Origin of the sequence: Mesorhizobium sp. M0923 (assembly GCF_040319365.1) — a bacterium.
GTDB lineage: Bacteria > Pseudomonadota > Alphaproteobacteria > Rhizobiales > Rhizobiaceae > Mesorhizobium.
Genome location: NZ_JAMYNW010000013.1, coordinates 74,385 through 86,552, shown reverse-complemented (window position 1 = coordinate 86,552; position 12,168 = coordinate 74,385). Strand labels below are relative to the sequence as shown.

The window sequence follows — 12,168 nt, the reverse complement described above, 5'->3', positions numbered from 1 at the left end:
TGCGCGGCTATGCGCTGGCCTTGTCGAGCTCGGCGATATCGTCCGGACTGAGCTGCAACGACGCCGCACGCACCAGGCTGTCGAGCTGGCCGAGCGTCGTCGCGCTGGCGATCGGAGCGGTGACGCCGGGGCGCGCCATGACCCAGGCCAGCGCCGCTTCCGCCGGCTTGGCCGAATGTCTGGCCGACACGGCGTCGAGCGCTGAGAGAATGCGCATGCCACGCGCGTTGAGATACCCTTTCACACCGCCGCCGCGCGGGCTTTTGCCGAGATCGGCTTCGCTGCGGTACTTGCCGCTCAAAAACCCTTTGGCGAGGCTGAAATAGGTGATGACGCCGATGTCCTCGGCCACGCACAGATCACGCAGCGGACCATCGAAGAACGAGCGGTCGTAGAGGTTGTATTCCGGCTGCAGCACCTCGTAGCGCGGCAGGCCGCGCAGGCTTGCTGCGTCGAATGCGGCGCGCAATTGGGCGGCGTCGAGGTTGGAAGCGCCGGCATAGCGGATTTTGCCCTTGTCGAGCAGTTTCTGGTAAGCACCGAGCGTTTCCTCATACGGGGTCGCAGGGTCGGGCCAGTGCGACAGATAGAGATCGACGGTATCGACCTGCAGCCGCTTCAGCGAGGCATCAATGGCCTTTTCGATATAGGCGGCGGACAGATCCCTTTTGCCCTGCCCCATGTCCGAACCGACCTTGGTGATGACGACAACCCTGTCGCGGTTGCCGCGGCTTTTCATCCATTTGCCGATGATGGTTTCGGATTCGCCGCCCTGGTGGCCGGCAATCCAGCGCGAATAGGAATCGGCCGTGTCGATGGCGTTGAGACCGGCGTCGACAAAGCGGTCGAGCAAGTCGAACGAGGTTTTCTCATCGGCGGTCCAGCCGAACACATTGCCGCCCAGAACCAATGGCGCGATGGATAGGTCGGTGCGACCGAGACGACGTTTCTGCAAGGCTGATCTCCATGGTGATTCATGCTGAGGCGGGTGGGAGCCGCCGACCGGGCTAACCTATGTCGCGCCATGGCAACGTCAAACGCATAGCCTCTTTTCCAACCCGCTGGCGCTTCACAAAACCGCGACCCGCCGCGCCGTGTCCGGCTTCCAAACCAGCCCCTCTGAGGAAATTGGCAAGTTTAGCACATAGATTGTCAAATCTGCCAATTCTGGCCTTTGCCGGCCGGCCATAAGTTCCGCGGCGCCGACGCAAATTTCGGCACGGTCTGGCCAAGCCCAGACTGTTTGCCCCGGATCGTTTGTTATGGAGACCGGCATGAAAGCAATTGTATTTGACGCCATCGGCTCGCCGCGCGACGTGCTCTACGTTGACGACCTGCCGATGCCGCGGATCGGCGATGGCGAGGTGCTGGTCAGGATGGTCTCGGCCTCGATCAATCCGGGCGACTTCCTGTTTATCCAGAACCTCTATCCCGAACCGAAGAAGCCGCATTTTCCCCAGCAGATCGCGGGAAACCATGGCGCCGGCATCGTCGAAGCCGTTGGCGCGAACGTTTTGCTGGAACCGGGCACGCTCGTCGCGTTCAGCTATTATGGCAGTTGGGCCGAGTACGCGGCCATTCCCGCCGAATGGCTGATCCCGTTGCCTGCCGGCTATCCGGTCGAACGCGCCGGGCAGATGGTGAACCCCATTACCGCGTGGGATCTGATGGTGGATTCCCGTGTGCGGCCTGGCCAGTGGCTGGCTGTCACGGCCGGCTATTCGTCGATTTCGACAATGGTGATGCAGTTCGCCCAACGACGCGGCATCAACGTCATCGCTCTGGTGCGGCGCTCGCACCAAAGCTTCGATCTGAAGACGCTTGGCGTCGCCGCCATTCTTGACCTTTCGGACTTGAAGGCAGGTATCCGGGAAGCTGTGATGGATATCACCGGTGGCGCCGGATTGAACGGGATTATCGACAATGTCGGCGGACCTGTCAGCGGCGAATTGATCCGCACCCTGGCGCTCGGCGGGCAGATGGTGATCAATGGCGGCATGAGTGCCGAGCGCTTCGAACTTCACAATTTCGATGTGTTGCTGAGCGGCGTCGAGATCAGGGCGAATATCTATCGCTACTTCTTTTCGCCGCCGGTCGAAGCCGAACGACCTGTGCTACGCGAGATCATCGACATCTTCGGCCAGCCCGGCTTCCACGTTCCTGTCGGCGGTCTCCGCCCGTTGACCGAGTTCAAGCTCGCCGTGGCAAACAGCCTGGATCGCGCCGATCTTGGCAAACAGATTTTCAGGATGTAGCCCGGACCACGACGCCGCAAGCATCATGGTCAACGACCAAAGAAGCTACGTCGCGACCCGTCTTGTCACCTCTTCCAGCCAGCGATCGCTTATACCCAGTGCTTCGAGGTGCTCCAGCGTGCTGAGCACGTAATCCTCATTCCTCCCCGACTGGCCGACGGCGCCGCGAACGACGGCTGCTGCCTCGGCGGCGTCGAGCGCACCGGCATATTGCTCATGGCTGCGGTCCACGACATAGGCGATGGCTTCGACCGTCTCGCCCCCATCCGTTTCACGCTTGTCGAGGCGAACGCTGAGCACACGCTCGAGATAGACGTTGGTGACCAGCTCGCGTTCGCGCAGATAGGTGATGACCTCGTTGCGCAGCTCGCCTGGAACCCGGAACGCCAGCCCGATGCAGGAGCCGCCGCGGTCGAGGCCGAGCACCAGGCCCGGCCGTTCGCGCGAGCCGCGATGCACGAAAGAATAGACGCAGAGCGAACGGCGATAGCCATGCAGGCGGGCACGCCGCGTCTCGACATGTGCGAATCCCGGCCGCCAGATCAGTGAGCCGTAGCCAAAAACCCAAAAATCGCCCATATCGCCAAGCCTGATTGTGACGAACCACCCCACCGGTGGTGTTTCAGTCCGTCTACCTGTTGTTGCCGAAAGCGACAGCCCGCCCGTGTCACCCGCGTTAACGAAAGCCGCAGCATGACGTCAAGTGACGAGCGCCCGCCGCCCAGCCAACGTCGCCGCCTGTTGTGGCTTGCCGCTTTCATCCTCGTGCTGTTCGGCATCTACAGCGCCGGCTGGTTCTACCTGGCGGATCTGGTCGAGAGCGCAACCGAAAAGGCGGTCGCCGATCTCGACGACAACGGCATCAAGGCCGACTGCGCCAATCTTGCGGTCAGCGGCTATCCCTTCACCTTCACCCTTTCCTGCGACAGTCTGGCTTACGAGGACGACAGCCGCAACGTCGCTGCATCGACAGGCAAAATCAACGCCGCCACGCAGATCACGCGGCTTCTGTCGCCTGCCGCCGAGTTCAGGGGGCCGCTCAGGACCTCTGTTCCCGGCATGACGCCGCTGTGGATCGACTGGGATGATCTGCGGGCCGACATGAAGCTGTCCTGGCCGCTGCCGGGGCGCCTCTCGCTGCAGGCAGAAGGCCTGTCCGGCCAGACCGATCCGGCGGACGACACCGATCCTGTCTCGCTGTTCAGCGCCGGAACCGCCACCGGACAATTGCGCCCAAACGGCCAGGACATCGACTATGCCGGCAATTTCACCGATCTCGAAATCGACGCAGAGGCCATCGGCGGGCGCGTCTTGCCGCCACTCGACGGCAGCGGCGACGTGACATTGAAGAACGGTGTGACGCTGATCAAGGCAAATCCGAAGAGCCTGCGCGGCCAGGCGGTCGAAATCCGCGAGCTCGATCTGTCGTCCGGAACTGCGCGCATCACCGTTTCCGGACCGCTGTCGGTCGACAATGATGGTCTCATAAATGCCGACCTGATGATCAAGCTCAATGATCCGAAGGCCGTGGCGGCAATCCTCGCCACCGCCATCCCCGAGCAGAAGAAAGAAATCCAGACCGGCTTCGCCGGACTGGCGCTGCTCGGCAACGCACCGTCGATGCCGCTGAAGATCGTCAAGGGCAAGGCCTCGCTCGGCTTCATCCCGCTCGGCAAGATCAAGCCGCTCGACTAGAGCAATTCCAGGAAATTGTGAACGGTTTTCCGTCCGGATTGCGTCAAACAAAAAGATAGACCGGTTCGGCGTTTCCGTGAAACGATGAACCGTTCTGGGGCGGTACGGCCTGCGATCGGCTTGCCGCGGCTTATCCCTTCGGCGGGTGTTCGACTGCCTGGCGGCCGAAATCCGGTACGTCGATGTCCTGGCCGGCCTCGATAATCGAGCGGCGGACAGCGCGGGTGCGGGTGAACAGGTCGAACAGCTTTTCGCCGTCGCCCCAGCGGATCGCCCGCTGCAGCGAGGATAGATCTTCCGAGAACCGCGCCAGCATTTCGAGGATGGCGTCCTTGTTGTGCAGGCAGACGTCGCGCCACATGGTCGGGTCGGACGCCGCGAGACGGGTGAAGTCGCGAAAGCCGGAAGCCGAGTATTTGATGACCTCGGACTTGGTCACCGACTCCAAATCGTCGGCGGTACCGACGATGTTATAGGCGATGATGTGCGGCAGGTGCGAAACGATGGCCAGCGTCATGTCGTGATGCTGCGGGTCCATCGTGTCGATGTTGGAGCCGCAGCGGCGCCAGAATTCCGAGAGCTTTTCCAGCGCCACGGGATCGGTGCCGGCCAGCGGCGTGAAAATGCACCAGCGGTTCTCGAACAGTTCGGCAAAACCGGCATCCGGTCCCGATTTTTCGGTGCCGGCCAAAGGATGGCCGGGGATGAAGTGCACGCCATCAGGCACATGCGGCTGCATCTGCGCGATCACCGATGCCTTGGTCGAGCCGACATCGGTGAGGATGGCGCCCTTCTTCAGCGCCGGTGCGATCTCCTGGGCGACCGTGCCTGAAGAGCCGACCGGCACCGAAACGATGACCAGATCGGCATCGCGAACCGCTTCTTTCGCATCTGTCGTGTAGGTGTCGCCAAGGCCGAGTTGGCTCGCCCGCTCCAGCGTCGCTTCGCTGCGCGTCGAAATGGCGACTTGGCCGGCAAGTCCCTCGCGGCGGATGACGCGGGCCAGCGACGAACCGATCAGGCCGATGCCGACCAGCGCGATCTTTTCGAACATCGGTGAGGTCATGGTGCCCTAGCTTTTCAGGAATGTCGCGAGTGCTGCGACAACGCCGCGATTGGCCTCTTCGGTGCCGATGCTCATGCGCAGCGCGTTGGGAAAACCGTAGCCGGAAACGCGCCGCAATATGTAGCCGCGCGCACTGAGGTAGTCGTCGGCGGCCGCCGCCGAATGCTTTTTGTCTTCGGGAAAGTGGATCAGGATGAAATTGCCGACGCTCGGGGTCACCCGCAGCCCGAGCCCGGTCAATTGCTCGCTCAGCCAGGCCAGCCAGGTCTCGTTATGCGCGACGCTGCGCTCGATATGAGCGCGGTCGCGGATCGCCGCGATGCCGGCCTCGATCGCCGTCGCATTGACGTTGAAAGGCCCGCGCACGCGGTTGATCGCGTCGATGACGTGCATTGGCGCATAGATCCAGCCGATCCGCGCGCCACCGAGGCCCAATTTCGAGAAGGTGCGGGTCATGACCACGTTTTCCGCGCTGCCCACCAACTCGACGCCGGCTTCATAGTCGTTGCGCCGGACATATTCGGCGTAGGCGGCATCCAGCACCAGAAGCACGTTTCGCGGCAGGCCGGCATGCAGGCGGCGCACCTCCTGGAACGGCACGTAAGTGCCGGTCGGGTTGTTCGGATTGGCAAGGAAGATGATCCTGGTACGCGGCGTCACCGCGGCGAGGATCGCATCGATGTCGGCGCGTTCATCGGTCTCCTTGACCGTTACCGGGACGGCACCGGCCGACTGTATGTAGATCTTGTAGACCATGAAGCCGTGTTCGGTGATGATGGCTTCATCGCCGGGCGCGAGGTAGGTCTGCGCAAGCAGGCCCAGGATCTCGTCGGAACCGTTGGAGCAGACGATGTTCGCCGGATTGAGCCCATGCACCTCGGCGATCGCCTCCCGCAGGCGCCTGGCGCTGCCGTCGGGATAGACCGCGAGCTTGTCGGCGACCGCGCGCGCGGCCTCTATCGCCTTTGGCGAAGGACCGAGCGGGTTCTCGTTCGCCGACAGTTTGTAGACTTTGGCGACACCTTCCGGCGCCGCGCTCTTGCCGGGCACATAGGCTTCGATGTCCATGATGCCGGCGCGGGGCGTTGGACGTGTCTGATCCGGTGTCTGGCTCATTCCATGAAATCCGTCGAGGATGCCTCCATCCGGAGGCCGCAGCGGAAATACAAGCCGTGGCCAGGAATGTCGAGGGGCGGCAATTCGGGATCAAGAACTTGCCGTTGACGAAGCCATGCGTCAGTCCTAGAAGAGCATCGACAGTTCCGTGGTGATTTGGCCGGTCGGCTTGCAGCCACGTTAAACAACTTGCTAAAGGGCCGTTTGCATCTTGTAACCGGCTTTGCGAAGGCATGGCCGGTTTTTGTTGCCCAGACCGGTGGACAACTAAAGCCCGGGCAAGGAGATGTGATGGTCGCTTTGCGCGCTCGAAAAACCAACAACGAGGCCGACCAGCCGTCGAGCCCAGTGTTGCGTTTCGGCGCCGACAAGCCGCTCAAGCTCGACGCCGGCACGCTGCTGTCGCCGTTCCAGATCGCCTACCAAACCTATGGCACGCTCAACGACGCGCGCTCCAACGCCATCCTCGTCTGCCATGCGCTGACCGGCGACCAGCATGTCGCCAACACCAATCCGGTGACCGGCAAGCCGGGCTGGTGGGAAGTGCTGATCGGCCCCGGCAAGATCATCGATACCGACCGTTTCTTCGTCATCTCGTCCAACGTCATCGGCGGCTGCCTCGGTTCCACCGGCCCCGCCTCGACAAATCCCGCAACCGCCAAGCCTTACGGACTCGACCTGCCGATCATCACCATCCGCGACATGGTGCGGGCGCAGCTGATGCTGGTCGAGCATTTCGGCATCGAACAGCTGTTCAGCGTGCTGGGCGGCTCGATGGGCGGCATGCAGGTGCTGCAATGGGCCTCCAGCTATCCCGAGCGCGTCTTCTCGGCCCTGCCGATCGCCACCGGCGCCCGCCATTCCTCGCAGAACATCGCTTTCCACGAGGTCGGCAGGCAAGCGGTGATGGCCGACCCCGACTGGCATGGCGGCAAATATTTCGAGCACGGCAAGCGACCGGAAAAGGGGCTGGCGGTGGCGCGCATGGCCGCCCACATCACTTATCTGTCGGAAGCAGCGCTGCACCGCAAGTTCGGCCGCAACCTGCAGGACCGCGAAGCGTTGACCTTCGGCTTCGATGCCGACTTCCAGATCGAGAGCTATCTGCGCCATCAGGGCATGACCTTCGTCGATCGCTTCGATGCCAACTCCTATCTCTACATGACCCGGGCGATGGACTATTTCGATCTCGCCGCCGACCATGGCGGCCGGCTGGCCGATGCCTTCGCCGGCACCAAGACCCGTTTTTGCCTGGTCTCCTTCACCAGCGACTGGCTGTTCCCGACCGAGGAGAGCCGCTCGGTCGTTCACGCGCTGAACGCGGCCGGCGCCTCGGTATCGTTCGTCGAAATCGAGACCGACCGCGGCCACGACGCCTTCCTGCTCGACGAGCCGGAACTGTTCGCCGCCATCAAAGGCTTCATCGCCTCGGCGGCCCGGGCTAGAGGGCTCGGCGCATGACCTCGAAAAGTTGCACGCTTTTCGGATCAGGACCATGTGCCAGGCATCAGCGCATGACCCTGAAAAGTTGCAGACTTTTCGGATCAGGATCATGCGCCAGGCATCAGCGCATGGCCCCGAAAAGTTGCAGACTTTTCGGGTCAGGACCATGCGCCAGGCAGGAGCCGAGCCAATGAGCGTCAACCGCGCCCAGCGCGTCGACCTCGAAGTCGTCGCCGATCTCATCCCGCCGCAGTCGCGGGTGCTGGACGTCGGTTCCGGCGACGGCCTGCTGCTCGAATTGCTGCAGGCGACCAAGAAGGTCGACGGCCGCGGGCTGGAACTGTCGCAGCGCGGCGTCAACGAATGCGTGGCGCGCGGCCTGTCGGTCATTCAAGGCGATGCCGACAAGGACCTCCAATTCTATCCCGACAAGGGCTTCGACTTTGTCGTCTTGTCGCAGACCTTGCAGGCGACCCGCAATCCGAAGCTGGTGCTCGACGAACTGCTCCGGATCGGCAACCGCGCCATCGTCTCATTCCCCAATTTCGGCCACTGGCGGGTACGCTTTTCGCTGCTCTTCAACGGCCGCATGCCGGTGACCAAGGACCTGCCCTATTACTGGTACGACACCCCCAACATCCATTTCTGCACCATTCGCGATTTCGTCAATCTATGCGACGAGCTGGGCGCGACGGTGGAAAAGGCAACCGCGCTCGACGCCAACGGCCAGCGGATCGGCTTCTCGATGCCGTGGTGGTTCTGGAACTTTTTCGGCCAGCAGGCGGTATTTCTGCTGAAACGATAGGTTAACAGGCAGAAGCAACGAACCTCCGACCTCCGCAAAAAACCATATTTTCAGTTTTCCATTCAATGAAATTGCCCAGCATTCTTTGTTGCTTTAACAGGTCTCAAATGGGTTGGTTTGGGGGAAGCAATGAAGACGCTAGTATTAGCAACAGCTTTGATATCGGCCACTTTGATTTCTGGGTGTACGACATCGAAGTCCGATTTCCAGAATGGACAAGTCGCGTTGAGCGGCAGCCCGGCGCTGAAGCGGCAGGCGATCCAGCGGTGCATGACCAAGTTCAAGATGCGGTTCGGCAAGGTTGAAAGGGCAAACCTCGCCGCGCTCATGAACGTCCCGGACGCCGGATTGGAACACACGTTCTGCACGCGATTGATGAACGGCTTCGCGAACGGGAGGATCAACTACTCGGATTATCTGGCTGCATTGTCGCACGGCGACATGTCCAACGCGATCAAGGTGCTGCAGGGGCGGTGAAGCTGCCGATGCAGACGCGATCCAAATTCAGTGTCGCCGGACAGATGGCGGCGCCATAGAAGCCGATCGTAGCCGATCATTGCCCTATTCAAGTACGTCGGTGGCCTTGTGCGGATGCGCAACGCCGTCGACAAGGACCACATCGGACTGAGAATTCTCGGTGCGCAGCGGCAAGATCTCCTGATAGGCGGCCGAGCGGTACCATCCGCGCGCCTGCTGCATGTCTGGAAATTCGATCATGACGAGGTGCCCCGGCCAGGTGTTTTCAACCACGTCCACCTCGCTGCCATGCACAATGAAGCGCCCGCCGAACGGCTCAAGCGTGGCATCGATCTTCTGCAGGTACTCGACGATCGGCGGCCCCGGCGTGACCTGGCGCATGTGGGCGACGGCGTAGGCGGTCATGGTGTAACTCCTTGTGGTCGAAAGCCGGACAACCGGCTTGATGGGAGCAGTTTGCCGGGACGTTGCGCGCTGGTCGATTACCCCCGAGGTAATGACACCGAATACAAAACTGGCGCGCCGCTGCCGTCACCTGAAAGATATTTCTGCCTGGCACCGATGATTTCCGCCCACCTGCGCTGTCCTTATCGATGAGCGCGCCTGGATGGTCCGGCGGCCGGGAACAGAGAGGTGATCCATGGGATCGTTGCAAAATCAGAATGTCGTCGTCGTCGGAGGCAGCCGGGGTGTCGGCCGCTCCATTGCGGAGGTCGCCCTCAAGGAGAAAGCGACGGTGCTGGCGGTCGCCCGCGGAAAACAGGCCCTGGCGCAATTTGCCTGGGAGGTCTCCGGCGTGAAGACGCTCGCGATCGATGCGACGGTGGACTCCGCCCCCGATAAGGTCTTCGCCGCGCTTGAGCCGGACGTGCTGGTGATCTGCGCAGGTGCGCTGGCCCCTTCCGCGCCGGTGCATGAACAGAACTGGAAGGCCTTCTCGGCAAATTGGGACACCGACGTCAAGGCGTCGTTCCTGTTTTGCCGGGCTGCTCTGCGCCGTCCGCTCAAGCCGGGAACCCGGATCGTTCTGATCTCCAGCGGCGCGGCCTTGAGCGGTGGGCCACCCAATGCCGGCGGCTATGCCGGCGCAAAACGCATGCAGATGTTCCTGGCCGGTCATAGCCAGAAGGAGTCGGACCGGCTTGGCCTCGGCCTGCGCTTCATGGCGCTCGCGCCGATGCGGATCATGCCGGAGACCGGCGTGGGCAAGGCCGGCGTCGACAGCATCGCGGCCTATATGGGCATCCAGCCGGCGGACTTCATCGCCGCCATGACCGACATGCAGACGCCGGCCGATGTCGGACGGGCGGTGGTCGCACTCGCCACCGGCCAGCCGCAAGGCAGTTCCTTCATGGTGAGCGGGAGCGGGCTTGCCCCGGCCGCCTGAGGCGCGCGTAATGCAAACCTGACCCGGAACCCGAAAGTAGCATGACAGACGCTCAACCACCTCTGGAACCGGCACGCCAGCCGATCCTCGATCGGCTGGCCTTCGAGAAGGTCACGGCCGCGCATCGCCGCGAGCTCAAGCTGCATTGCTATCGCATGATGGGTTCGCTGCACGAGGCCGACGACCTCGTCCAGGACACGTTGCTTCGCGCCTGGCGCGCAAGGTCGGAGTTCGACGGGCGGGGTTCGGTTCGCGGTTGGCTCTATATGATCGCGACCAATGCTTGCCTTAACGCCATCAAGGCGAGGTCGAGGGCGCGTCGCATTCTCCGGGAACCCGGACGGCCGCCGTCGCACGGGGCGGCCATAGGCGGGCCCGTAGCTGACGTCGCGTGGCTGGAGCCCTACCCCGACGCCGAGCTTCCAGACATTGCCGGCAGCGAGCCAGGTCCGGAAGCCCGTTACGAGAGCCGCGAGGCCGTCCAGCTCGCCTTCGTCGCCGCTATCCAGGATCTGCCGCCCAGGCAGCGCGCCGCGCTGCTGCTTGCCGACGTCCTGGGATGGTCGGCCGTCGAGACGGCGCGTTTGCTGGGCGGATCGACGGCTTCGATCAACAGCGCGTTGCAGCGCGCCCGCGCAACGCTGACGGCGCGCTATCCTGGCGGACGGCCGGCCAGCCGATCACGGCCCAACCCCGAAGAAGGCCTGCTGCTCGAACGTTACATGCAGGCCTGGCAGGCCGCCAATCTCGAAGGTTTGATCGAGCTCCTGCGTGAGGACGCCATCTATACCATGCCGCCTTGGCGCGAATGGTATCAAGGCCGCGAAGCGATCCGCGGTTTCTTCGAGACCGTCTGGCCGAGGTTCGGCGGCTTCCGCACGCTGGCCACCGCGGCCAATGGCCAGCCGGCGGTCGGGGTCTATTCCCGCAGCCACGATGACCCGGCGTGGCGGGCCCATTCCCTGCATGTGTTCGAGCCAGCCGAGGGCGGGATCGCTTCCTTGACGATCTTCATAGGGCCGCTCGGGCCATCTCTGTTCCCGGCCTTCGGCCTGCCACCGGCCTAGCTTACCCGTGGGCAAGCCTTACCGGTCGAGTTCCGGGAAATACGGGTCGGAGAAAAACCGCCGGTCGCGCTCGCCTTGCAGGCAGTCGATCGGTGCGTCGATGCGGATCGTCCTCGGATCCTCCTTGGGATACTCGACGCCGCTGACCTCGAGGATCAGTTTGCGGCGAGTGGCGGTGGCGAATTCGGAAACCGCATAGATTGGCAGGACGAACGAGCCCGGTCCGCCGGTGACGCATTCGGCATAATACCGGTCGAGATGGCTGAAGGTCGGTGACGGGCTGATCAGGATCGGCAACCCGTTGATGACGATGCCCTTCGCCAGCGCCGCATCGCGTGCCGTTGTGACCGGCAAGCCGGTGTTGTTTGGGCCGTCGCCAGAGACGTCGATGACGCGGCGTTTGGCCACGAAGGCCGTGCCATCGAAAAGCTCGGCGCCGAAGGCCACGGCACCGGAAATCGAGGTGCCGCGGAAGCTCCTGAACGGGCGGGCCGCGATCTTGTCGGCGAAAGCGTTGGCGCTCTCCTTGCTGTCGATGACGTGCCAGGCAATGACCGCATCGTCCCGGATGGTGCCGGCCCATTCGAAATAGGCGATGGCGATGCGGCCGGAAGGGCCGGCACGCACGGCATTGATGAAGTCGGGATGGCGCAGCGCCGCGACATAGCCGGCGCGCTGCAGGGCAAACTCCCTTTCATCCATCGACTGCGAGATGTCGACGGCCAGCACCAGCTCGACGTCGACGGCAATGGCATTGGCGGGCGCGGCCACAGGTGCTGCCGGGGCGCAGGCAAGGCAGGCGAGCAGGGCGAGAGCGTCAAGCATGGCCGATCGGAACGTTCCCATCTGAAACGATC

14 protein-coding genes and 1 riboswitch are annotated in these 12,168 nt (G+C 62.9%); of the genes, 7 read left to right on the top strand and 7 right to left on the bottom strand.

What is annotated here, in order from left to right; all coding sequences use genetic code 11:
• Positions 1-7: 7 nt before the first annotated feature.
• A complete protein-coding gene (locus NKH89_RS21910; RefSeq protein ID WP_352495623.1) occupies positions 8-955 on the bottom strand; it encodes an aldo/keto reductase in 948 nt (315 codons plus the stop codon).
• A gap of 319 nt (positions 956-1,274) precedes the next feature.
• Between NKH89_RS21910 and NKH89_RS21905 the strand changes: the two genes are divergently transcribed.
• On the top strand, positions 1,275-2,255 hold the full coding sequence (locus NKH89_RS21905; RefSeq protein ID WP_352495624.1) for a quinone oxidoreductase family protein: 981 nt from the start codon (positions 1,275-1,277) through the stop codon (positions 2,253-2,255).
• Between the two features lie 45 nt (positions 2,256-2,300).
• Here the strand turns inward: NKH89_RS21905 and NKH89_RS21900 are convergent, their stop codons facing one another.
• Positions 2,301-2,834, bottom strand: coding sequence for a gamma-glutamylcyclotransferase (locus NKH89_RS21900; protein WP_352483506.1), 534 nt, complete (start codon positions 2,832-2,834; stop codon positions 2,301-2,303).
• A gap of 114 nt (positions 2,835-2,948) precedes the next feature.
• Between NKH89_RS21900 and NKH89_RS21895 the strand changes: the two genes are divergently transcribed.
• Positions 2,949-3,950, top strand: coding sequence for a DUF2125 domain-containing protein (locus NKH89_RS21895; RefSeq protein ID WP_352495625.1), 1,002 nt, complete (start codon positions 2,949-2,951; stop codon positions 3,948-3,950).
• Between the two features lie 130 nt (positions 3,951-4,080).
• Here the strand turns inward: NKH89_RS21895 and NKH89_RS21890 are convergent, their stop codons facing one another.
• Both NKH89_RS21890 and hisC read right to left on the bottom strand, forming a co-directional pair.
• Positions 4,081-5,016, bottom strand: coding sequence for a prephenate/arogenate dehydrogenase family protein (locus tag NKH89_RS21890; RefSeq protein WP_352483504.1), 936 nt, complete (start codon positions 5,014-5,016; stop codon positions 4,081-4,083).
• A gap of 6 nt (positions 5,017-5,022) precedes the next feature.
• A complete protein-coding gene (gene hisC / locus NKH89_RS21885) occupies positions 5,023-6,132 on the bottom strand; it encodes a histidinol-phosphate transaminase (RefSeq protein WP_023721107.1) in 1,110 nt (369 codons plus the stop codon).
• Between the two features lie 138 nt (positions 6,133-6,270).
• A riboswitch (SAM riboswitch) is annotated at positions 6,271-6,348 on the top strand.
• Between the two features lie 75 nt (positions 6,349-6,423).
• Here hisC and metX point away from each other — a divergent pair.
• Positions 6,424-7,593 carry a homoserine O-acetyltransferase MetX gene (gene metX, locus NKH89_RS21880; RefSeq protein ID WP_292661143.1) on the top strand — a complete coding sequence of 390 codons (1,170 nt, stop codon included), beginning with the start codon at positions 6,424-6,426 and terminating at the stop codon, positions 7,591-7,593.
• 172 nt (positions 7,594-7,765) lie between these two features.
• Positions 7,766-8,380: a methionine biosynthesis protein MetW gene (gene metW / locus NKH89_RS21875; RefSeq protein WP_023721109.1), complete on the top strand. Its 615-nt coding sequence runs from the start codon at positions 7,766-7,768 to the stop codon at positions 8,378-8,380.
• A 62-nt stretch (positions 8,381-8,442) separates the two neighbouring features.
• On the opposite strand, the gene NKH89_RS21870 is transcribed toward metW, so the two are convergent.
• Positions 8,443-8,652, bottom strand: a complete 210-nt coding sequence (locus NKH89_RS21870) for a hypothetical protein (protein ID WP_352909904.1) — start codon at positions 8,650-8,652, stop codon at positions 8,443-8,445.
• Here NKH89_RS21870 and NKH89_RS21865 point away from each other — a divergent pair.
• A complete protein-coding gene (locus tag NKH89_RS21865; RefSeq protein ID WP_352483502.1) occupies positions 8,651-8,857 on the top strand; it encodes a hypothetical protein in 207 nt (68 codons plus the stop codon). The two genes, NKH89_RS21870 and NKH89_RS21865, sit on opposite strands and share 2 nt — an antisense overlap.
• An 84-nt stretch (positions 8,858-8,941) precedes the next feature.
• Here NKH89_RS21865 and NKH89_RS21860 read toward each other — a convergent pair whose 3' ends face one another.
• Complete coding sequence (locus NKH89_RS21860) at positions 8,942-9,262, bottom strand: DUF1330 domain-containing protein (RefSeq protein ID WP_023721111.1); 321 nt, start codon at positions 9,260-9,262, stop codon at positions 8,942-8,944.
• Positions 9,263-9,497: 235 nt separating this feature from the next.
• Here NKH89_RS21860 and NKH89_RS21855 point away from each other — a divergent pair, with 235 nt between their 5' ends.
• On the top strand, positions 9,498-10,244 hold the full coding sequence (locus tag NKH89_RS21855) for an SDR family NAD(P)-dependent oxidoreductase (RefSeq protein ID WP_352483501.1): 747 nt from the start codon (positions 9,498-9,500) through the stop codon (positions 10,242-10,244).
• Between the two features lie 41 nt (positions 10,245-10,285).
• Complete coding sequence (locus NKH89_RS21850; RefSeq protein ID WP_023721113.1) at positions 10,286-11,311, top strand: RNA polymerase subunit sigma-70; 1,026 nt, start codon at positions 10,286-10,288, stop codon at positions 11,309-11,311.
• Between the two features lie 18 nt (positions 11,312-11,329).
• Here the strand turns inward: NKH89_RS21850 and NKH89_RS21845 are convergent, their stop codons facing one another.
• Positions 11,330-12,136, bottom strand: a complete 807-nt coding sequence (locus tag NKH89_RS21845; protein WP_352591157.1) for a DUF1194 domain-containing protein — start codon at positions 12,134-12,136, stop codon at positions 11,330-11,332.
• Between the last annotated feature and the right edge of the window lie 32 nt (positions 12,137-12,168).

Excerpts from the sequence above, each read along its gene's own strand:
- NKH89_RS21860 (WP_023721111.1), bottom strand. The coding sequence starts at position 9,262 with ATGACCGCCTACGCCGTCGCCCACATGCGCCAGGTCACGCCGGGGCCG.
- NKH89_RS21890 (WP_352483504.1), bottom strand. The coding sequence starts at position 5,016 with ATGACCTCACCGATGTTCGAAAAGATCGCGCTGGTCGGCATCGGCCTG.
- NKH89_RS21865 (WP_352483502.1), top strand. The coding sequence starts at position 8,651 with ATGACCAAGTTCAAGATGCGGTTCGGCAAGGTTGAAAGGGCAAACCTC.
- NKH89_RS21845 (WP_352591157.1), bottom strand. The coding sequence starts at position 12,136 with ATGCTTGACGCTCTCGCCCTGCTCGCCTGCCTTGCCTGCGCCCCGGCA.
- NKH89_RS21905 (WP_352495624.1), top strand. The coding sequence starts at position 1,275 with ATGAAAGCAATTGTATTTGACGCCATCGGCTCGCCGCGCGACGTGCTC.
- NKH89_RS21870 (WP_352909904.1), bottom strand. The coding sequence starts at position 8,652 with ATGCACCGCTGGATCGCCTGCCGCTTCAGCGCCGGGCTGCCGCTCAAC.
- NKH89_RS21900 (WP_352483506.1), bottom strand. The coding sequence starts at position 2,834 with ATGGGCGATTTTTGGGTTTTTGGCTACGGCTCACTGATCTGGCGGCCG.
- hisC (WP_023721107.1), bottom strand. The coding sequence starts at position 6,132 with ATGAGCCAGACACCGGATCAGACACGTCCAACGCCCCGCGCCGGCATC.
- metX (WP_292661143.1), top strand. The coding sequence starts at position 6,424 with ATGGTCGCTTTGCGCGCTCGAAAAACCAACAACGAGGCCGACCAGCCG.
- metW (WP_023721109.1), top strand. The coding sequence starts at position 7,766 with ATGAGCGTCAACCGCGCCCAGCGCGTCGACCTCGAAGTCGTCGCCGAT.
- NKH89_RS21895 (WP_352495625.1), top strand. The coding sequence starts at position 2,949 with ATGACGTCAAGTGACGAGCGCCCGCCGCCCAGCCAACGTCGCCGCCTG.
- NKH89_RS21855 (WP_352483501.1), top strand. The coding sequence starts at position 9,498 with ATGGGATCGTTGCAAAATCAGAATGTCGTCGTCGTCGGAGGCAGCCGG.
- NKH89_RS21850 (WP_023721113.1), top strand. The coding sequence starts at position 10,286 with ATGACAGACGCTCAACCACCTCTGGAACCGGCACGCCAGCCGATCCTC.